The 18503-nt window shown below is 69.6% G+C and carries 23 protein-coding genes; 14 read left to right on the top strand and 9 right to left on the bottom strand.

Features of this window, described 5'->3' with window-relative positions:
- Nucleotides 1–2 precede the first annotated feature (2 nt).
- From IAG42_RS37680 to IAG42_RS38275, 4 genes are read right to left on the bottom strand one after another with little or no spacing between them, the layout of a single operon-like run.
- Complete coding sequence (locus IAG42_RS37680; RefSeq protein ID WP_188342142.1) at nt 3–1835, bottom strand: hypothetical protein; 1833 nt, start codon at nt 1833–1835, stop codon at nt 3–5.
- Entirely contained in the window at nt 1828–2601 is a 774-nt protein-coding gene (locus IAG42_RS38280; RefSeq protein ID WP_223206522.1) for a hypothetical protein, read from the bottom strand. The genes IAG42_RS37680 and IAG42_RS38280 overlap by 8 nt, the downstream gene beginning before the upstream one ends.
- Nucleotides 2601–2930, bottom strand: a complete 330-nt coding sequence (locus IAG42_RS37670) for a hypothetical protein (protein ID WP_188342141.1) — start codon at nt 2928–2930, stop codon at nt 2601–2603. Before IAG42_RS37670 ends, IAG42_RS38280 begins: the two co-directional genes overlap by 1 nt.
- Nucleotides 2927–3640: a hypothetical protein gene (locus IAG42_RS38275; RefSeq protein WP_223206521.1), complete on the bottom strand. Its 714-nt coding sequence runs from the start codon at nt 3638–3640 to the stop codon at nt 2927–2929. Before IAG42_RS38275 ends, IAG42_RS37670 begins: the two co-directional genes overlap by 4 nt.
- Before the next feature lie 621 nt (nt 3641–4261).
- Here IAG42_RS38275 and IAG42_RS37660 point away from each other — a divergent pair.
- The 5 genes from IAG42_RS37660 to IAG42_RS37640 all read left to right on the top strand — a co-directional run bounded on the left by IAG42_RS37660 (nt 4262) and on the right by IAG42_RS37640 (nt 8114).
- A complete protein-coding gene (locus IAG42_RS37660; protein ID WP_188342190.1) occupies nt 4262–5314 on the top strand; it encodes a peptidoglycan DD-metalloendopeptidase family protein in 1053 nt (350 codons plus the stop codon).
- Nucleotides 5315–5364: 50 nt separating this feature from the next.
- The gene (locus tag IAG42_RS37655; protein ID WP_188342140.1) at nt 5365–6213 is read left to right on the top strand and encodes a hypothetical protein; all 849 of its coding nucleotides are present in this window, start codon (nt 5365–5367) and stop codon (nt 6211–6213) included.
- Nucleotides 6214–6376: 163 nt separating this feature from the next.
- Nucleotides 6377–7075: a hypothetical protein gene (locus tag IAG42_RS37650; RefSeq protein ID WP_188342139.1), complete on the top strand. Its 699-nt coding sequence runs from the start codon at nt 6377–6379 to the stop codon at nt 7073–7075.
- An 86-nt stretch (nt 7076–7161) separates the two neighbouring features.
- On the top strand, nt 7162–7770 hold the full coding sequence (locus tag IAG42_RS37645; protein ID WP_188342138.1) for a hypothetical protein: 609 nt from the start codon (nt 7162–7164) through the stop codon (nt 7768–7770).
- Nucleotides 7767–8114 carry a hypothetical protein gene (locus IAG42_RS37640; RefSeq protein WP_188342137.1) on the top strand — a complete coding sequence of 116 codons (348 nt, stop codon included), beginning with the start codon at nt 7767–7769 and terminating at the stop codon, nt 8112–8114. The genes IAG42_RS37645 and IAG42_RS37640 overlap by 4 nt, the downstream gene beginning before the upstream one ends.
- Before the next feature lie 67 nt (nt 8115–8181).
- Here IAG42_RS37640 and IAG42_RS37635 read toward each other — a convergent pair whose 3' ends face one another.
- From IAG42_RS37635 to IAG42_RS37625, 3 genes are all read right to left on the bottom strand, one after another.
- Entirely contained in the window at nt 8182–8610 is a 429-nt protein-coding gene (locus IAG42_RS37635) for a hypothetical protein (protein ID WP_188342136.1), read from the bottom strand.
- 241 nt (nt 8611–8851) lie between these two features.
- The gene (locus IAG42_RS38520) at nt 8852–9211 is read right to left on the bottom strand and encodes a DUF397 domain-containing protein (protein ID WP_188342135.1); all 360 of its coding nucleotides are present in this window, start codon (nt 9209–9211) and stop codon (nt 8852–8854) included.
- Nucleotides 9208–10062, bottom strand: coding sequence for a helix-turn-helix domain-containing protein (locus IAG42_RS37625; protein ID WP_188342134.1), 855 nt, complete (start codon nt 10060–10062; stop codon nt 9208–9210). The genes IAG42_RS38520 and IAG42_RS37625 overlap by 4 nt, the downstream gene beginning before the upstream one ends.
- Nucleotides 10063–10333: 271 nt before the next feature.
- Here IAG42_RS37625 and IAG42_RS37620 point away from each other — a divergent pair, with 271 nt between their 5' ends.
- From IAG42_RS37620 to IAG42_RS37590, 7 genes are all read left to right on the top strand, one after another.
- Nucleotides 10334–10591 carry a hypothetical protein gene (locus IAG42_RS37620; RefSeq protein ID WP_188342133.1) on the top strand — a complete coding sequence of 86 codons (258 nt, stop codon included), beginning with the start codon at nt 10334–10336 and terminating at the stop codon, nt 10589–10591.
- 77 nt (nt 10592–10668) lie between these two features.
- Entirely contained in the window at nt 10669–10983 is a 315-nt protein-coding gene (locus IAG42_RS37615) for a hypothetical protein (RefSeq protein WP_188342132.1), read from the top strand.
- Nucleotides 10980–11420, top strand: a complete 441-nt coding sequence (locus IAG42_RS37610) for an ATP-binding protein (RefSeq protein ID WP_188342131.1) — start codon at nt 10980–10982, stop codon at nt 11418–11420. Before IAG42_RS37615 ends, IAG42_RS37610 begins: the two co-directional genes overlap by 4 nt.
- Before the next feature lie 2 nt (nt 11421–11422).
- Nucleotides 11423–11830, top strand: coding sequence for a DUF6415 family natural product biosynthesis protein (locus IAG42_RS37605; protein WP_188342189.1), 408 nt, complete (start codon nt 11423–11425; stop codon nt 11828–11830).
- Nucleotides 11827–12507, top strand: coding sequence for a hypothetical protein (locus IAG42_RS37600; RefSeq protein WP_188342130.1), 681 nt, complete (start codon nt 11827–11829; stop codon nt 12505–12507). Before IAG42_RS37605 ends, IAG42_RS37600 begins: the two co-directional genes overlap by 4 nt.
- A gap of 108 nt (nt 12508–12615) precedes the next feature.
- Entirely contained in the window at nt 12616–12906 is a 291-nt protein-coding gene (locus IAG42_RS37595; RefSeq protein WP_188342129.1) for a hypothetical protein, read from the top strand.
- Between the two features lie 226 nt (nt 12907–13132).
- Entirely contained in the window at nt 13133–13927 is a 795-nt protein-coding gene (locus IAG42_RS37590) for a protein kinase family protein (protein ID WP_188342128.1), read from the top strand.
- Nucleotides 13928–14006: 79 nt separating this feature from the next.
- Here the strand turns inward: IAG42_RS37590 and IAG42_RS37585 are convergent, their stop codons facing one another.
- The gene (locus IAG42_RS37585) at nt 14007–15455 is read right to left on the bottom strand and encodes a DUF2637 domain-containing protein (protein WP_188342127.1); all 1449 of its coding nucleotides are present in this window, start codon (nt 15453–15455) and stop codon (nt 14007–14009) included.
- A 329-nt stretch (nt 15456–15784) separates the two neighbouring features.
- On the opposite strand from IAG42_RS37585, the gene IAG42_RS37580 reads away from it, so the two are divergent.
- A complete protein-coding gene (locus IAG42_RS37580) occupies nt 15785–16483 on the top strand; it encodes a hypothetical protein (protein WP_188342126.1) in 699 nt (232 codons plus the stop codon).
- Nucleotides 16480–17388 carry a hypothetical protein gene (locus tag IAG42_RS37575; protein ID WP_188342125.1) on the top strand — a complete coding sequence of 303 codons (909 nt, stop codon included), beginning with the start codon at nt 16480–16482 and terminating at the stop codon, nt 17386–17388. Before IAG42_RS37580 ends, IAG42_RS37575 begins: the two co-directional genes overlap by 4 nt.
- A gap of 58 nt (nt 17389–17446) precedes the next feature.
- Here IAG42_RS37575 and IAG42_RS37570 read toward each other — a convergent pair whose 3' ends face one another.
- Nucleotides 17447–18355 (bottom strand): hypothetical protein, encoded by a 909-nt coding sequence (locus tag IAG42_RS37570; RefSeq protein WP_188342124.1) that lies wholly within the window; start codon nt 18353–18355, stop codon nt 17447–17449.
- Nucleotides 18356–18503: the final 148 nt, after the last annotated feature.

The raw sequence follows: 18503 nt of genomic DNA, 5'->3' as shown, positions 1-18503 counted from the left end.
GGTCAGCTCCCTTCAGACGAGGGTGTGGGGGGCGTCGGCGCCGGTGAAGGCGTCGGCGGGGGAGGCTCGGACTCCTGCGTCGAGGGCTGAGCGGGAGTGGCTGCCGCAGGCGCGTCCCCGCCGCTGCGGGGCGGGACCACCACGTGGCGGCCGCCCTGGGCGGCGTGACCGAGACCCGCGTTGGCCGCCGCGTTCTGGAACGAGCTCTCGGCCATGTCCTTGCCCACGGCCGCGACCTGGAGGCCGACGCCGACCACGCCGCCGGCCTTGCCCATGAAGCTGCCGCCCTTGCTGCCCATCACGGCCTTGGACCAGAACCCGCGGCCGCCGCCTCCGCCGTCACCGTCGGCAGCGCTGGAGTTCTCGCCCTCCAGGGCCTTGGTGTAGGCGGCGCCGCCGCCGGAGGTGCCCGCGCCGCTCATGGCGGGCTGGTTGCCGCCGAACATGCTGCTGACGGAGCTGCCGACGCTGCTGATCATTCCGGAGGCGGCGGAGTTGCCGTCACCGTTGGAGCTGATGACGATGAACTTCGCCAGGACCGGCCAGGAGGTGGCCGCGACCACGAAGATGATCAGGCCGACGATGACGTTGCGGACGCCCTCGGCGCCCGACATCGCGGAGAAGCCGATGCTGAAGACGATGACGATCGTCGGCTTCATGAGGATCAGCGCGATGAGCGCGTTGCGGGCCTTCGGCCACCAGTCCTTGGTGGCGTCGGACATCTGGCCGGCCAGGGCCAGCGGCATCATCGTGACCAGGATCATGATTCCGGCCTGGCGGATGAGCATCTCGATCCACAGGGCGCCGATCGCCAGGATGCACAGGATCGAGATCACGATCACGAAGCCGACCGCGGTCGGCGCGATGCCGCTGCCCGTGATCAGCGCGGAGCCCGCCGCTGCGGTGCCACCGCCGCCGACGAGGCCCGCGAACAGGGTTCCGAGCTGTTTCTCCATCGCCTTCGAGGCGTCGCCGTCGGTACTGCCGCCGCTGTCGAACGTGAAATTGATCAGGGCGGTGCTCAGGGTGTCCGACCAGTTGAGTGCGACCTGCGTGGCCATGAGGTACACGCCGAGGATCACGCCCCACTTGGCGAGCCCGACCCCCGCGGTGACCAGCGGACCGCCCTGCTGTGAGACGGCCAGCTTGCCGAACTGGACCAGGAGCAGGAACGCCGCGACGACCACCGAGAGCCCGGTACTGACCCCCAGTACGGGGCCGATGCCGGTCTTCGACAGGTCGATGGTGGAGATGGAATTGAAGGCGTCGGCGAACTGCTTGAGCAGCCAGACCACCGAGTGGCCGAGCATCGAGGCGGCTTCCTCAAGGGCGTTGGCCGCCATCTCGCTGATCTTGCCCGCCACCCAGTCCAGCGGTGTCTTCGCTGGAGGCGGGTACTTCCCGGCGGCTTCGGCATTGCACTGAGAGAAGCTCTTTTTGTCCTTCTTCACGCACTTGACGAGATACGCATGGTATTTCTCGTAATTAGGTGCGTTCTTGTCGGCCTTCTTCTCCCACCGCTTCAGCTCGTTGAGCTCGAACGTGCGGGCGTCCTCCGGGTCGCTGGAGCCTTCGCCGATGCAGGCCGTCATTCCTGCGGGGAAGTCCTGGCAGTCCTCGGGCGCGCGGCAGTTGAGACGCTTCTTCTGGTCGGCGTCGTCAAGGTCGCAGTATTCGCCGGTCTGTTTGTTGATGCCGACCCGCTCGCCGTGACTCAGCTCCGGCGGATAGGGGTCCGGGGGCTTGGCGCCGGCGAGGGCTATCGACGTCCCGGAGGTCATCAGGATCAGCAGGGCGGCCAGCAGGGTTCCGAGGCGCGCGAGAGTCCTAGCCATCGGTGACCTCCCGCCACCCGTCCGCCCACGCGTACCTGCTGGCCGGGTCGTACGCATGGGGGTACTTCACCTTGGCCGTATACGTCGGGTCGGTGGTCACCTTCCAGTCGCCGCCTTCCCACTTGAGGATCAGGTTGGTGGTCTCGTCCCGCAGCGGGTTGTCGTCGGCGCCCTTGTCCTTGATCGTGGCGAACCGGTCGTAGACCATCCACACGTTGATGACGTCGCCCGACGCGTCGAGCGAGCGCGAGAGGGCGGCTTTCACGTTGGTGCTGAAGGTGATGCCGTCGGGTGTTCCTCCGGAGGGCGGCAGCCCCACGCCCTCACGGACCTTGCGGACCTCGCTGACTCCCGCGTCGATGGTGCCGGGGGAGTCCTTGGCGGCGATGGCAGTCCACTGCTGACGGGCGATCACGTCGTCCAGGAGGTCGAGGTCCTCCCAGTAGGACACGGCGGCCGACGTCGCGCCGAGCGAGGAGTGCTCGAACCCGGTCCCGATCCCATGGGCGTCCGACTTCGGCTTGAGCAGCGGGATACGCGGAGCGTTGGCCGGGGTGAACTCCTTGCCGCCGGCCGGCGGCTTGGACGAGGTGCTGGCGGATGGGCTCGGCGACGTCTTCCCGTCCGATCGGGCCGGGCCGTCGTCGCCGTCCAGGGTGGTGATGGCGACGGCCCCGCCCACGGCCAGGACGGCGACGGCTGCGACGCCGATCGCCGCGAGCCGCAGCCGGGCCCGGCGGGCCTTGCGGTCGAAGGAGGCTGCCATCACTTCCCGCCCTGCGTCATGCTGTAGAAGCCCCAGACGAGGCCGCTGGTGACGCCGATGCCGATGGCGGCGATGACGGACCAGAGGATGGCCGACTTGCCGCGCGAAGCGAGCTGGGCCCTCTCCGTGTTGTGGCCGATGGCGACGCAGGCCCAGCCGGTCAGGCCGCCCAGTACGGCGAGGGAGAGGCCGATGCCCGCGGTCCAGCCCAGGACCTTGCCCGTCGGGGTCTGGAGGGTGCCGGGCAAAGACGGCTTGAAGCCGGGAATGACAGGCTCATCCGCGGCGAGCGTGACGACGTCGTGCATGGTCTGGAGCATCTGGCTCATGTGAGGACCCCTTCAGGAGCAGGTTGGGCAGGTCGAGCAGGACGGAGGTCGGCGGGGGCGGCGGACAGAGCCGCAGGAACGGGAGCCGGTGGCAGCGGATCGCCCCAACTGCGCTGCGCCGAGGCCAGCAAGGCCGCGACCAGGGCGGCCCCGGCCTCCGTGGTGCGGCGCGAGAGGCGGGTCGCCTCGGCCATGCCGTGGTTGCGGACGTGCGGATCGAACGGCACGTTGACCACGGCGGACACCTGGGACTGGAGCATCGTCGCCGCAGCTCTCACCACGGGGGGCAGACGCCCCTCACCCGTCGCGGTCAGCGCGACGACCATGCGCTGGAGCGGAAGCCCTTCGGCCGAGGCGGCCTTGACCGCCGTCTGGAGGGCGGCCACTCCCGGCCCGGTCGTCGGTGCGCACAGCACCGGCACCGAGAAGGGCAGGGAACACCAGGCCGCGGTCAGGCCGGGCAGCCGGTTCGTGCGCGCGGTGACGATGTCGTGCGCTATCGGGTGGGAGGTGTCGGCGACCACGGCCTGCCACCCGCCTCCCGCCGCCAGCTGATACCAGGCAGCTGGATCAGAGGGCAGGTCGAGCGGCCCGTGGCTCCACTCCTGGTGATCGGTGAGCACGTTCCAGGTACCGGCTGGTCCCGGCGAGCGGGACGCCGCCGCGTGCACCTGCTCCCGCGTGAACGGCTGGTCTGGAGGCAGGGACACCAGTCCGGTCCCGCGCTCCGCCGGCCACGACGGCCAGGGCGACGTGAGGCGCGGTGCCGTGTCCAGCACGACGCTGGGCCCCACCGCAGCCAGGGAACAGGCCAGAAGGCCCGCAGTAGTTGAGCGGCCGCTCCCGCCGCCAGCCCCCAATACCGGTACAACCAAACGGCTTTGGACGGGCAACGTCACGGCCGGTTGCGATTTCTTAGCCAACGCTCCCCCGCATTGCAACTGTAATCACTACAACGGTCACTTGATGTGAACACGTGTCCGGAAGTCTATGCCGGGCAGGTGACACACCAGTGGTGCCCCTGATGTGGCCTGCGTGTCAATTCCTTTATGTGGCATGGTAGTTGTGCACTTTCATCACCTTTAACGACAGTTTGAGGCGTTCTGTTGCGCCTCGTGAGGGTGACGGCTGTGCGATCCGCGTTACTTCCTTTGGGGACGGAAATGCCGTATGGCAGTGTGACGTTCATGTCGCCGGGGGGTGGCCCGCCGGACGGGTGACACGCCGACGGGGCGAGCGAGCCCCCGCGTGGTGCTCCTAGCAGCGACAAGGACGGCAAGGGGGAAGGGTTGAAGGCCAAACGGGGGATCGCGGCACTGGTGGCGGCCTTCGTGGTTAGCCCGCTGGCGCTGGGGTTCGGCGTCATCATGCTCGTCGCGATGTCTGACGACGACGGCGGAGGAGGCGGAGGCGACTTCGAGCTGAGCGCCGGATCTCTCCGCGTGGGGAAGGGCTACGTACCCGCCCAGTACGCCGGACTGATCGAGAAGGCTGCCGCGGACTGTGACGCGGGCCTGCCGGCCGCTGTGCTGGCCGCTCAGATCAAGCAGGAATCCGGGTTCGATCCCAACGCCCAATCCTGGGAATACAAGAAAGACCCGAAGACCGGAAAGATGGTCAAGTGGCGGCCCCTCGCCAAGGGAATCGCCCAGTTCATAGATGGCACCTGGGCGTCGTCAGGAATTGACGGAAACGGCGACGGCAAGAAAGACGTCTGGGACCCCGAGGACGCAATCCCGTCCCAGGGCCTGATGATGTGCAAGCTCCTCAAGACCGCCAAGAAGCACCCCGAGTACAACGGATCGCCGATCGAGCTGGCCCTGGCCGGATACAACGCGGGCTGGGGGCGCGTCGAGCAGTACAAGGGTGTGCCGCCCCGCTCGTTCGCCGAGGGGCAGACCTACGACTACGTCAAGATCATCATGGCGAACGTGGCCAACCTGACCGCGCCGGACACCTCCGGTGACCCCGAGGTCTCCGGAGGGTGGGGCCTGCCGGTCAAGGCGCCGCTGGGAACGCCCTACCACCAGCAGGGCGGCATGTGGTCGAGCGGCTACCACACCGGCATCGACTTCGAGGTGTCCGTCGGCACCACCATCCACGCCATCGGTCCCGGCAAGGTCGTGGCCGCCGGGCCCGGCGGCGCGTACGGGAACCAGGTCGTCATCCGGCACTCCGACGGCATGTACAGCCAGTACGCCCACATGAGCAAGGTCAAGGTCTCCGTGGGCGACACCGTCCGGGGAGGCACGGTCATCGGCCTGTCCGGCGCCACCGGCAACGTCTCCGGTCCGCACCTCCACATGGAGGTCCGCACCGGCCCCGACTACGGCACCGACATCAACCCCCTGCCGTACATGCGGAAGAAGGGCATAGACATCTGACCCGTCCCGGCGACCGACAGCACCCGCACCACCACGCAAGGAACGGCCTCGTGCACCAGCAACAGCAGCAGTTCGCCCCGTGGGGCGCCGTAACTCCCACGTTCTGGCAGACCGGACAGCCCGACCATCAGCGTGCCGAAGCCGCTCCGGCATCACAGGGCCGGGAAGCAGCCCCGGCTGTGACCGAGGAGCCGCAGACGGCTCCCGCGCCGCCGCCGCGGCCCGAGCAGCGGATCGACACCGCTCACGTGCCGCACGCTCGGGACGCCGCCCCGGCTGCGGCCGAGGACGCGCCCCCCGAGGCCGGACCGCAGGACGAGGAGGAGCCCGCCCAGGAGCCTCCGGCGGAGCACCAGCGGCCCCACTCCGGTGAGCCGTCCGCAGTGCGGCCCGAGGTAGACGCCGAGCGCCAGGGGGGCGCCGCCGGCGACGAGCAGAGTGGCCCGCCCGCGGAGTACCGGGAGCGGATCAACGCCATCATGGCCACGTTCAACGCCACGGACGATCTCGCCCGGATCGCCGCCGCGGCGGTCGACGCGGAACAGCTCGACCAGGAGTTCACCGCGCGGTACGGGCAGCAGCACGCCTACACCATCAACCTCCGTGAACTGCGGGGTCACCTCGCCTACCTGCAAGGGCAGCCGGGTGTGGCCGTCCGCTGGTGCCTGCACACCGCCGGGCTCCAGGCCCAGCTCTGGGGAAGCGGCCACAAGGCCACGCAAGGCTCGGTGCAGCGCGCCGTCCACATCTGGGCGAGCATCCCGGACCCCCAGGAGAGCCTGACGATCGGGAGGGAGCTGCTGACGATGCTCGCCGCCGTCACAGGCGAGGACAGCGGCCTGTCCCGGAAGGTCCGCGCACGCCTGGAGGCGATGAGCCCGCCCGGCGCCACTCAGTAGCCGGGCCCTTCGTGCGGCGACCCCCGACCCCTCTGGTCGGGGGTTTTCGCATTGAGCGGGGTAGCTTCGCGGCGCCACTGAGCTGGGCCACTTGACGCCTGTCGGGATTCCCCTACATAGTCACTCTGTCGGGAAACCCCGACAGATGGCGGAGGGATACCCCGTGACCACGTACAGCGCCAGCTACCAGGGGGACCAGTGGGAGATCAGGAAGGTCTCCCTGGACCCCGAGACGATGACCCCCGAGACCGTGCTGATGGAGCCGGACGCCATTGCCGGCCCCACCATCCACTGGCCCGACGGCACCACCTCGTACGTCCTGGCCTTCAAGGGTGGTCCTTCCTCCTGGACGATCGCCGACGAGGCCGAGACCGCAATCGCCGCGCTCGAAGCGATCCAGAGCGGAGAGGAGATCGGCAAGGAGCTGCTCCAGGCGTACACGCGGGGCGTGCGGCAGCTGGAGATGCGGCTGACCGCCCTGAAGGAGGAACTGCTGCTCTACGCCCGGGAATCGGGACCCAGCGGCAAAGCCCGGCTGACCTTTCGCGAACTCGGCGACGAGCTGCGTCAGCACCACACCACCGTCGCCGAACGGCACCAGCGCATCGTCGACGGCGACACCGCCGACTGGCGCCGATGGGTCACCCACAGCACCGACCGAGCGGCCCTCTACGCCAACGGAGGAGAGCCGCCCCGCCCTCCGGAGCCGCAGCGCGAGCACGAAACCGGAGTCTTCGACAGCGACGAGCCGGGCAAGATCCTGGCCCGCTGCCGGTGCGGCTGGTCGGGCCCGGTCGGCACCAACACCGTGACCGCCTCCCGGCAGGGCAAGGACCACGAACGGAACCCGCTCGGCGTGTGACACCCCGGGGCCGCCGACGGCTCGGCAGCATGGCGGCCGCCCCGGGGACTCCCGATCCGCATCACGAAACGAGGAGCCCCACCATCATGACCGACCGCTCAACCGCCGTGCACGGCCTGGCGCTGGCCGGCGCCCTGCTCGCCACCTGGGACGGCCTGCACCCACTTTTCGATCAGTGGGCACAGGCGAACAGGGACGCGGTAAACAAGGGCGCGCACGGCGACCACCTGGTCTACCGGGACGGAACCCCCGTAGGCGAGGAGACCGACGACCGCGCCGGACAGCGCACCATGACCGCCACCCGGCTGGGATGGATCAGCGCGGCCCGGCACGTCGCCGGATACACCGCCGGCCAGCTCGCCGGAACCATCGCCGTCACCAGGACCCTGGGCTACCGCGTCCCGGCCGGTGCCCTTCTCACGGGCGCGGGGATCAACGCCTTCACCCACCTGGTCATCGACAAACGCCAGCCCTTGCTGTGGCTCGCCGCCAAGGCCGGGAAGAGCGGCTACGTCGAGCACTGCACCGTCGTACGCAAAGTCGACGAGGAGGGCAACGCGCGGGCCGAGGACTCCGGTCCTGGTTCCGCCGCCTTCGAGCTCGACCAGGCGGCTCACCGCGCGATCGGCGTCGCCGCCGCCCTCGTCACCACCTGGATCACCCTCCGCGCCGTGAGGAAGGGGGCACCGCGATGACCGATGAACTGTGGAACCTGATGAGCGAGACCACGGAGATCCGTCGGCTGGCCGACGCCCTGCGCCTGAGCGACCTGGCCGGCACCACCACGCCCGGCCAGGAACGCGAGTACCTGCTGCGGCGGGCGGCGGTCGACCAGCGCCACCTGATCCTGTTCCCGGACGACGAGAAGGGGATCGCGGAAGCTCAGCGGTCGGCCGTGATGCTTCGCGATCACGATGCCGTCCACGCGAGCCACCAGGGCGCCGTCCCGGCGGCCGCACCCCAGTGGGTCAGCCTGGACGGAGCCGCGGACTACGTCCGCCAGGAGGCCGCGGCTGCCGGCCTTGCCGGACAGGACTGAAGCCCCGCAGGCCCGAAGACCAGGATGCCCCCGCCGAAGCGGGGGCATCCTGCGTTCTCATCCAAGGTCACCGGCGGCTGGGCACCAGCCCCACGGACAGGCCGGGATTGGGATCGTGCACCTCGTGCAGGGGCCTCACCCGCCCGTCCGGCACGACGGGGATCGTCGTGCCGTGCATCCACCGGTAGAGCTCCTCGCCCCGGTGCAGCCCGTACACGTACCGCACCTTGCTCCCGTCCGGATTCGGGCTGTTCAGCAGGGACAGCAGGTAGGTGATGAGCTCACCGCCGCGCTCCGCGTTGACCGTCGCGGCCTCACGCCACGGCTCCTCTTCGTCACCGTCGATCTGAAGCATGATCCGCGCGGGCTCGTCGGCCACGACCTCGGTCTGCTTCTCGCCGTTTGGTGGACCCCACAGGTCAACCGCGACGATGCGGTCTGCCCGGACGAGGCGATCTGTGGACAAGCGGACCCAGGTGTTCACCAACGACGACATGCTGTATCACTCCCCGCGTGCACCGAACAACCGGGCAACCGCGCCCAGTTGGGAACGACGGCGCCCAGAGTGGCGCGATCTATCCCACGCCACTGTCTGCTTTCTACCACTGGGTACAGACACGTGGCCTGTGCGTTTTCTTCCGCGGCACCCGTCTATCAAGGCGACGGGAGTGTCGGCGACGTCCGGAAACGTCAGTGGCCCGGCAGGAGATTCCTCCTGCCGGGCCACTGACGTTCGGTCAGGCGGCTGCGCAGAGCTGCGGCTCCCTCTTCAGCACGCCATCAAGGAAGAAAAGCCACTCGCGGTGCGTGTAGGAGTGCTCCGGCGCCTGCGCTTGACGATCGCTCAGCAACACGGAGTCGTCGGTGATGGTGACCACGATCCGCGAGTCCTCCGCCGGCACCAGCCCGCGGAGGTGGTCCAGGAACGCAGTCCATGCAGCCACCGAGTAGATGTGCGCGGCCTTCAGCGGGTCCTTGCTGTCGCGTACCGCGACCAGGCCGCCGGGCAGGAAGGCAACCTCAACGCATCCTTGCGCGCTCTCGGAACGGAGAGCCTTCCGCCACCGCGCGTTGGTGAGGTCAGGGGTCGTGGTCATTTGATCTCCTTCAGCACGGTCTGCATGAACCGCACCGACTCATGCTCATCGAGCGCCATGCCGCGCAGGCGGCTGTGGGACTGGTCGAATCGACGGGTGTCCTTGGCCTTCTGGAGGTACAAGTTCCCGGCGGGGCTGTCCACGTAGACCACAGCGGGCTCCGTGGGGTCGGGGAAGTCGAGGATGGTGAAGGCGCCGGTGACCGCGGTGTGGGCACCCTTGCTGTACGGGAGGACCTGCACGACGACGTTGGGCATCTCCTCCGCCAGCTGGATCAGGTGCTTCAGCTGCTCGCGCTGGCAGTCGAGTCCGCCGACCTGGCGCCACAGACACGCCTCGTCGAGTACGACGATGAGGTCCAAGGCCCCGGAATCGCGCTTGAGGACCTGCTGGCGCTGCATATGGAACTTGAGCAGATCCTCGATCTCTCCGGCCGGCGCCGAGGGGCTGGTGCCGCGAAGAACCGCACGGGCGTATTCCTCGGTGCGGAGGAGGCTGTGGACGGCGCCAAGGACGTAGACGCGGAGAGTGTCCGCCTCAGCCTCCAAGCCGACATAGGTATCGAGGTTGGGCGGGAGGTCGAAAACGGTCCACCACGTCTCTTCGGGCGTGGCGCTCAGCAGATTGATCAGGGCTTCCCGAGTCTCGGCGGGGGCCTCGTATGCCTCCAACAGGCCCTTGAGTTCGATCAGCTGGACGTCTCGCTTGCCGTTCTCGATGCGACTGATCGTCGAATCGGAGCGGCCGATCGCTGCTCCTGCCTCTTCGATCGTCAGTCCAGAAGTTTCACGAAGCGTCTGGAGCTCGCGGCCGATCTTGCGTCGTTTGACCATCGGTCCCTGAGCCGCCATCTCCGCACCTCCCCTCAGTCTCCGCCTGCCAACACGGCCCCATCCTGCCGTACCGCGTGGCCGCGGCGTAATCGGTGTGCCCATGCGACCCTCCGCCCGCCAGAAACTTCCGTGAATCTTCTCAGGGAAGTTGCAGAGAGAATCTTCTGAGGTACATCCTAGGGTGACGGGCTCATAACGGCTGGTGATCACGAAGTCCGGCCGGTCGCGTTCCTTGGGCGGACAGTCCCGAGCACTGCGCGGCAGACCGAGCCGGGGAGGAAGCCCTCGGATGCGTAACGACGAAGTGCGGCACCAGGAACCGGCGCTCACGACCGGGACGCCCGACGCGACCGGCGACCGGCGATTCGAGATCCCCGTGAGCACGGAGGTCTTACGCAAGCTCCAGGGAGCGCTCTGCATCCGGTGCGGCATCCCCGGCGGGCGGCTCTATCCCGACGGTCGCGCCGTCACCGTCTCCCCGGACGACTCCAGCCCGATCTCATGGGACGTCCGCGCACACTCCAAGTGCATGGGACGAACCCAGTGACCGCCCCCACCGCTACGAGCGCCGTCCGGCCCAGCGAGCTCCAACTTCCCGCCGGCCTCGCCTGGGATGCAGTTGTGATGCCCCAGGCCCTGGGCGTGGCCGTCCGCCACACCATCGACGTCCTGTTCGTCTTCGAGCAGGAACCGGCGGTCATCGACGCCCCGGAGTGCGGCCGCATGTACTTCCTGACCGAGCCCGGACGCGGAGGCGTCTGGGGCGCAGACGTCTGGACGCTCGACGCCGGATCGTGGCTCCCCGTTCCCCAGCTGCCGAACGGCTGCCCGCTGCCGGTCTCGGACCTGCGGAGGGCTCTGAGCCTGACGTATCCCGCCTTCCGCGGGCGCACCGCGGGGCTCCCCCCACAGCAGTCGACCCCCGGAGGCATTCTGTGACGCCGCCACTCACCCCGACCGCGGCCGCCGTCCCGGAGAGCCGGGCGTACGTCTTCGACCGTGACCGCCGTACGGCCGCGCTCGCCCGCCGCCAGGTCCGCGCGGACCTGACGGACTGGAAGGTGTCCGAGGAGGGCATCGACTCGGCGGTCCAGGTGGTATCCGAGATCGCGACGAACGCGGTGGAGCACACGAAGTCCGTGCGCATCCGGCTTGAGGTCGAGCGGCACCCCGAGGAGATCCGGATCGCCGTACGAGACAGCGGCCCCCGCCCGGAGGCTCCCCTTGCCGCGTACCTGGCGGCGCCCGCCGATCTGTCGGAGGGCGGCCGTGGCCTGCTTCTCGTGCAGCTGCTCGCCGCCCGGTGGGGTGCTGAACCGACGCCGGGGAACGGCCTGCGGGTCTGGGCAGCGATTCCGGCAGGAGACCAGCAGTGAACATGACCGCCGCATCCCGGCCGGCGCCGCCGAGCACATCGTGGACGCCGCCCCTGGACGCCGAGGGACTCGCGCGGGTTGTCAGCGGGCTCCGCGGATTGCGGCCGTTGGACGCGATCCTCGACGACGTCGGCGACGTGCTCAGCAACCAGGCTCCCCGCGAGGACGAGTTCGCGGAGCTCGATGAACGCCTGCGGGGCGACCTCCGGCGACTCGTCAACATCGCGGTCGCTGCGGAGAACGAGGACGACCAGGTGGCTGACCTCATCGACCGAGCGCAGACGCTGACCGCCGAAGAACTGCCGGCGGACTACCGCGCGGCGCTGGGCTACCTGCGACGAACAGCTGGCGTCACCAACGACCTACTGGAACGACTCACCGAGACCGGGACCATAAAGGACGTCGCATGACACCGCCCCGCCAGTTCTATCTGAAGACCGGGCTGCACGTCCCCTTCATCGCGCCGTGGAGCGCGGAGACCCCGCTCCCGTACGAGATCACCAAGAAGGTGCGGCCGGACGGCCGGGAAGGCATCGGCTACACCGACGAACTCAGCCACGCCGACCGCAGGAACAGCAACCTCTGGGTCCGATGGCCGGCACTGCGCGGACGAGGGAAGCCCGACCTGGCCGCCATCCACCCTCTCCGCCAGCGACAGGCGATGTCGCACATGCTGTGCATGGTCTGCGGCAACTCCACTTTCAACGACGACTTCCGCCGCTGGGGCCACCGGCACCTCTTCATTGCTCGCGCCGTCGAGGGCCACCCGATCCGCGACGGGGAGGTGACCGACACCCCTCCGGTGTGCCTGCCGTGCGCCGTCGAGTCCGTCGACGCCTGCCCGCACCTGCGCAAGGGCCACACCGCCGCCCTGGTGGAACGGGCGGAGCCCTGGGGCGTGGCCGGGATCGTCTACGACCCGCGCACCCTCCGCCGTATCCCGGCCCCCGCCGACAAGGAACTCACCGAGGTAGCGGACGAGGACCCCGCGATCTGCTGGACGCTCGCCGCCCGGGACCTCGTTGCCCTGACCGGCTGCACCCCCGTGGACCTGAACGATCTCGCGGCGCTGAGCACAGCGGCCTAGACCCCGCCCGGCGGTCCGGCTGCTTCGCGCCCGGACCGTCGGGCGGTCAGCACCGGCGGAATCCGTCCGCCGTTCCGACCCGACGAACAACCGAGAGAGCGAACCCGTATGCCTGACTTCCCTCACCTGCGGCGCATCCGCGCGAACCGCGCCTCGCGCAAGGACTACGAGCCCCGGACGCTCATGGACATGGTCCTGGACGGCGACGACCACCGTCCGGTGCAGGTCTCGGTCGTGACCATCGGGGTCTTCGGCTTCCGGGCGCGCTCGCAGGGCAGCACGGGCATCGCCGCGCTGCGAAACCTGCGCCGCGATCACCCCGTGCTGGTCCGCTGCCTGTGCACCTGGGTCAGCGTCATGTGGCTCCTGGCCGCCGTAGCCGTCGCCAACTCCATCTAGGCGGACCGCCGCCGGGCTTCGGTAGCCGCACCCCGGCTGCCGGAGCCCTGGCCGTCCGCCTCCCCCGACGACCTGACCGCGATCACCGCGGCACCGAGAGAGGCCAGCCGTGTTGGACGAGAGAGCACAGACCGTCAGCCTTCCAGGGCAACGCGTGGGAGCGAGCCCGCAGTTCGGCCGGGCTGACGCCGAGGCCGTGGCCGGAGAACCGGCCGCCTGGGAGCTCATGGCAGACCACCGAGACACGGCCGTCTGGCGCGTGACCGGCCCGCGCGGGTTATGGGCCCTGAAGGTCGGCACAGGCGAGAGCGTGGCCACCGTGGCGCGCGAGGCGACCGTCCTCCAGCGGGCCCACTCCCAGGTACCCGCCCTGTCGTACGGAGGCCGAGCGAAGGCCGGTCGGGCCGAGGGCGCGGCATGGCTCATCACGCCGTGGCTCGAAGGGCCCTCCACCTGGAGCCGATTCGAGGCGGTGCGGGAACAGCGCGACGCCGACCGGGCCGCCGCCCTGGCGGCCGCGGTGGACATGTGCGCCGCCGTCGGCGCCCTGCACGCGGCGGGATGGGTGCACGGCGACCTTCAGCCCCACCACACGGTGCACACGACCGGAGCCGTCCGGCTCATCGGCTGCACATGGACATCGAGCCCGACTCTGGCGCCGCCTCACACCTACCTGGGCGGGCTGGTGCACCTGATGTCACCGGAGCTGATGAGCCGCGCGGAGTCATCGGTCCGGCCGGTCGTCACCGACCCTCCGGCCGAGGTGTACGCCCTCGCTGCCGGACTGTGGTGGGCGGCCACAGGCACCTGGCCGCTGGACTACGCCCAGCTCGGAGTCGACCCCGGGAAGTTCACCGCGAAGGTGCTGCGGCAAGTCCTCGCGCAGCGCTGGCCACCCCTCGGTCACATCCCCCAGTGGCCGCAGCTGGAGGAGGTCCTGCGCCACGTACTCACCAGGCGGCCGCAGGACCGGCCCACGGCCCTGCATCTGGCCGAGTGGCTGCGGTCCATGACCCTGTAGGACTGGCGGATCGCCGCACACGGAAGGGCCCGACGGTCGTCACCGTCGGGCCCTTCCCTATCTCGCCGAGCCGTTCTGTCTACGCGAGCGCAGCCTCCCTCTCCTCGCTGCTCGTGTCGGCTTCCTCTCCGCGCTGGTGCCCGATGCCGGGTGCCGCTGACGCCTGGCGCTCCCGGGACTCGTCCGCGCTGTTCGCCCCGCCGTCCGCAGGCCCCTGATGGTCCGGCGCGGGTTCAGGAGCCCTCTGGGACGCGGCAGCCGCAGCGCGCCGGGCCCGCTCCTCCTCCGCGATCTGCCGCAGCTCCGGGAGGAGTTGCTTCACCGCCGTACGGACCGCTCCCTCAGCCAGGATGCCCTCCTGCTTTCCGTTCTTGAGGCCCTTCCCGGCCGCCTTCCCCAGCTCCATGTTCGCCCGGTAGGCGGCCCCATTGCTGACCTGCGGGCTGTCGTCCAGGACACGGAGGTCACCGGCCCGGATCTGCTCCACCAGGGCGTCGCGGAGCTGGTCCTTCTTCGAGGGTGCCGGGGACGACGGCACCGGCACCGGCTGGGCGGCGGCCTGCGGAGTCGGACCGGGCGGCGGCGTCGGCTGCGCGGCGGCCGCGGTACCTATCGGTCCGGTCGCGGCGGCCGGGGCGGGGACGGTCGCCGTCGGCGGCTGCTGGGCAGGAACGGGACGCGGCGCCGTCGCAGCCTGCGGCACGGGCGCCGGCGCGGCGGACGCTGACTGTCGCTGGACCGGGGAAGTACCCTCCCGCACCTGAGACGACTCCACCAGCTGCGGCGCGGCCGTGGAGGGCTCCATCTCGGGGACGGGCGTCCTGGAGCCCGGGGCGCGGACGTACTGCAAGGTGCTGTGCAGGTCCTCGCGCCACTTCTTCCACATCTGCCAGGGGTAGCCGACGAACGGCACCCACAAGAGCAAGCTGTAGCCGCGCTCGACGTTCTTCTTGACCTTCCGCTTCGGGTACTTGCCGAGAACCAGCTGCTCGACCTTCTTGAGCAGGGTCTCCAGAAACGCCGCGTACACCAGCGGCGGGATGACCGCGACGAGCCGGCCGCCGAGCGAGGTCGACGGGGCGTGAAGCAGGTTCATCGTCGCGGAGGCCACGACGAACGCCACCAGGTAGAAGCGGGTCAGCTGGCTGGACCGGGCTGTCAGCGCCTCGAACAGCCGCAGCAGCGACAGGCCGAGCGCACCCGCGTCCAGAAGGAGGGCGAAGCCGGTCGCCGCGGACCAGGAACCTCCGTTGCGGTCGAAGGCGTACGCCTTCTGTGCGCCGAAGGAGAGCCAGGCCGCGATCCCGGCGATGCAGAAGATGAGGACGAAGGAGACCGACAGGCTGATGACGGCCATGCGGCGGCGCCAGGTTTTGCGCCGCTCCTCGGCGAGCCGTTCGCGCTCCTCGGGGGACATCTTGTCCCGCTCCCGGCTGCGACGCGAGCGCAGCACGATCCCCACGGTGCCGAGGACACAGAGCGCGGCGAGCACGATGCCGCCGGGAAGGATGAACTTCTCGACATCCATCAGCGCGGTCCCCTCCCCCACGACAGGACGCCTCCGGGCCGGTTGGGCCTGCGGCTGACGGCCGCCGCCTGGTGACGCATGGACTCTCCGTTCATCGGTTTCTGAGGCTCGGGCGTCCCAACCCTAGGACGCTGCACCGTCAGCCCCGGATACCGCAGCATCCTCCTCCAGCACCGGGCGCCCCGGCGGCCCCTTTTCCTATACCTGCTCGTCGGCCTCCCCGAGATCGTTGGTCCGAGTGCGGAACAGATGTCGTCTTGACGGGTGGTCGTACTAAAAACCGGCGTCCGTACCCTCCCGAATGCCCGATTGTCGGTACCCTCCGGCCCATGGACTGGACTTGGAAGAACCCCCTCCCAGAGGAGGGACGGACGATCTCGTTCGTCGGCAAGGGAGGGAGCGCGAAGTCCACCACTCTCGCTCACCTCCTGCGGAACTGGAAGAAGATGGGCATCCCCGCTGTCGCGCACGATGCCGACGACAGCGACGGCCAGGAGGAGCCCGGTTCCCTGCTCGCGTGGGCCGAGATGCTTCCCGTGCACAGCGAGGGCCTCGGTGCCCCCGTGTACCGCGCCCCGGCCGCACCCTCCCTGAAGGCTGAAGTGGACCGGCTCCGGCCGCGGCGCGGCCTCTCCCTGATCGACACCAAAGCGTGGGACCGCGGCAAGCAGAACTCCCACCTCGCCGCGATCCGGGCCTCGGATCTCCTCGTGCTGGCCCTCTATCCGAGCGGCATGGAGAAGTTCCGCGGCGCGTCGATCCTGGGCGCGATGGACGAGGTCGAGACCATGTCCGGCCACCGGCCTCACGTCGTCTGCCTGCTCACGCGCTTCAACCCCAGTGCGGGAGCGGCTGATGGAGTCCGCAAGGAGCTGGAAGAGGAAGGGCTGCACGTCCTCAAGTCCGAGATTCCCGCGTCCGAGTCCAAGACGGGTTACGCCCAGAGCTTCGGCACGGTCCCCCGGCTGAAAGCGGACTCTGACATGCACCAACTCGCCAAGGAGCTTCTTGTGGAGGTCACTCGATGAGCGCCCAGGCACCGGCCCGACCGAGCATGGCCGCGGGCCGGCTTCGGAAGGGCGCCCAGCCCGTGAAGAAGGTGCCCGGCCTGGAGGCCGACCGTTTCACCGGCACCAACGTCATCGACCCTGCCCGTGTCATCAAGGGGACGCCGCAGGAGCAGCTGGAGCAGGTGACGGCTCTGCTCCGCGACGCCAAGGAGAGCGGAGAGGAGGCCGTCGCCGACGTCCTGGCTGTCGGCGCGGTCAACAAGGGCCTGCTCCTGGCCTACGCCAAGGAGCACGATCTGTGGCAGCACTCCAGTTACACGAGCTTCGAGCAGTGGGGCGCCGAGGTGCTGGAGATCAGTACGAAGTACGTCCACCGGCTCGTCAGGGAGGCCGCGGCCCTGGCCAAGGTGGTGGCGCTGAATATCCGGTGTAAAAAAGTGCACCGCATCAGCAGGCCCTCCCACGCCGTCGTCATCGCCGCGGTCATCGACCAGCACGGCGAGGACGCCGCCCTCGCGGTCATCCCCAAGGCATGGGAGCTGGCGGCGGCGGAGAGCCGTCGACGCCCCACAGCCGCCCAGTTCGAGCGGGCGGCCGCAGAGCTCAAGTACCCCATCAAGCTGATCACGGACGAGAGCGACGACGCGGCGGCCGCGCTCACCGCTCCCCCTGCGGTCCTGCGGACCCAGAAGACCCTGACCCGCGTCACCACGGCGATCGGCAGCGTCAAGGAGCGGCACATCGCCGCGATGGAGCGCAAGGACGCCGACGCGATCCGGCGCCAGGCGGAGGAAGCCCGCACCCGTCTGACCGAGTACATCGAGACGATCGACAAGGTGTATCCGAAGAAGGTCGTCCCCGCCTCGCGCCCGGAACTGGAGAGTGACGGGCAGCAGGACGAGGAACGCACCGCCGTCGCCTGACCGCGCCGCCATGACGAAGGCCCCCGCCGCCGGCGGGGGCCTTCGTCATGGCAGGACGCTACTGCTTGGGGAATAGGGCAGCGCCCGCCTCCCGAGCGGCGGCAAGAGCCTGGTCCAAATCGCTGATGACGCTCGCCTCCGAGTCACGAGCCATCATGGCCAGGACCTCCTCCGCGGCGCCGTCTCGGTTGCCGAGACCTCGCAGCTGCTCACGCTCGCGGTACGAGATCCCCGCCATCGTTACCAGCATCGCGTACTGCTCAAGGAGGGCCACCCGGTCGGTGATGCCTTCGAGTCGACGGCCCAGACCCGCCCGGCCAGCGTCCAGGACCCGCGCGGCCTTCTCCCCCGCCGGCCAGGCCGGAAGACTCATCACCTCCCGGCTGTACGCGGCGAGTGCCTGCGCGATCTCCCACTCGAAGGCGGGCAGGCCGGTGAGGTTCAGATCGCGGTCGAGGAGCCCCTGCTCCTGGAGCTCGGAGCCCAGGACCGAGTCGGTCGCGGCCTGGACTCGCACGAGAACCATGGCCGCGTCGGGCATGAACTCGGCCGGGCCGAGATAGCGGCCGTGGGACTCCTTCAGGAGCTGGGCTGAACGGTGGCGACCCCCCATGCGCTCGTTGGTCAGCGCGATCACGACCCAGAACCCCAGCACCGCGAAGAGTGCACAGCCCCACAGCAGCGACCGCAGCGCGACCCAGTACGACAGGGAAGCGACTTCGCTGTAGAGCGTCGCGAAGATGGGGCAGAGCGCCACCGTCCCCAGCATCAGCCCTGCGAGCTTCCTGAGCGGACGGAAGGCCGATCGCAGGAGCCCCGGCGCCGCAATGTCGGGGGCGGGAGTGGACGCGGAGCGCAGGAGAGCCGGGTCGAGGCGACGCAGGAACGTCTTCGCCTCTTCGGGCAGGCTTGGGTCGACGGTCACGCGTGGCGTGGCCATGGCGCGGGCGGAGTCGTAGGTGGTCATGAAGCCGGAAGGCCCTTCGTTGCAGGTTTCGAGATGGCCGGGAGAGGGGTGCCGCCCCTTCCCCGGGCGGAGCGTACGCGGGTCGGGTGCAGGCGCCGCTCCGCTGATTCGGGTGGTGGGGGCGTCGTCGCCCCGGTCGAGCGGCCGG

The sequence above is a fragment of the Streptomyces xanthii genome, assembly GCF_014621695.1.
Classification (GTDB): Bacteria; Actinomycetota; Actinomycetes; order Streptomycetales; family Streptomycetaceae; genus Streptomyces; species Streptomyces xanthii.
Note: the sequence above shows the minus strand (reverse complement) of the source record. Positions and strands in the feature narration are given on the sequence as shown.

Coding starts and splice junctions, on each gene's coding strand:
- IAG42_RS37680 (WP_188342142.1), bottom strand. CDS start 1,835: ATGGCTAGGACTCTCGCGCGCCTCGGAACCCTGCTGGCCGCCCTGCTG.
- IAG42_RS38280 (WP_223206522.1), bottom strand. CDS start 2,601: ATGGCAGCCTCCTTCGACCGCAAGGCCCGCCGGGCCCGGCTGCGGCTC.
- IAG42_RS37670 (WP_188342141.1), bottom strand. CDS start 2,930: ATGAGCCAGATGCTCCAGACCATGCACGACGTCGTCACGCTCGCCGCG.
- IAG42_RS37645 (WP_188342138.1), top strand. CDS start 7,162: ATGACCGACCGCTCAACCGCCGTGCACGGCCTGGCGCTGGCCGGCGCC.
- IAG42_RS37640 (WP_188342137.1), top strand. CDS start 7,767: ATGACCGATGAACTGTGGAACCTGATGAGCGAGACCACGGAGATCCGT.
- IAG42_RS37635 (WP_188342136.1), bottom strand. CDS start 8,610: ATGTCGTCGTTGGTGAACACCTGGGTCCGCTTGTCCACAGATCGCCTC.
- IAG42_RS38520 (WP_188342135.1), bottom strand. CDS start 9,211: ATGACCACGACCCCTGACCTCACCAACGCGCGGTGGCGGAAGGCTCTC.
- IAG42_RS37625 (WP_188342134.1), bottom strand. CDS start 10,062: ATGGCGGCTCAGGGACCGATGGTCAAACGACGCAAGATCGGCCGCGAG.
- IAG42_RS37620 (WP_188342133.1), top strand. CDS start 10,334: ATGCGTAACGACGAAGTGCGGCACCAGGAACCGGCGCTCACGACCGGG.
- IAG42_RS37615 (WP_188342132.1), top strand. CDS start 10,669: ATGCCCCAGGCCCTGGGCGTGGCCGTCCGCCACACCATCGACGTCCTG.
- IAG42_RS37605 (WP_188342189.1), top strand. CDS start 11,423: ATGACCGCCGCATCCCGGCCGGCGCCGCCGAGCACATCGTGGACGCCG.
- IAG42_RS37600 (WP_188342130.1), top strand. CDS start 11,827: ATGACACCGCCCCGCCAGTTCTATCTGAAGACCGGGCTGCACGTCCCC.
- IAG42_RS37595 (WP_188342129.1), top strand. CDS start 12,616: ATGCCTGACTTCCCTCACCTGCGGCGCATCCGCGCGAACCGCGCCTCG.
- IAG42_RS37590 (WP_188342128.1), top strand. CDS start 13,133: ATGGCAGACCACCGAGACACGGCCGTCTGGCGCGTGACCGGCCCGCGC.
- IAG42_RS37585 (WP_188342127.1), bottom strand. CDS start 15,455: ATGGATGTCGAGAAGTTCATCCTTCCCGGCGGCATCGTGCTCGCCGCG.
- IAG42_RS37580 (WP_188342126.1), top strand. CDS start 15,785: ATGGACTGGACTTGGAAGAACCCCCTCCCAGAGGAGGGACGGACGATC.
- IAG42_RS37575 (WP_188342125.1), top strand. CDS start 16,480: ATGAGCGCCCAGGCACCGGCCCGACCGAGCATGGCCGCGGGCCGGCTT.
- IAG42_RS37570 (WP_188342124.1), bottom strand. CDS start 18,355: ATGACCACCTACGACTCCGCCCGCGCCATGGCCACGCCACGCGTGACC.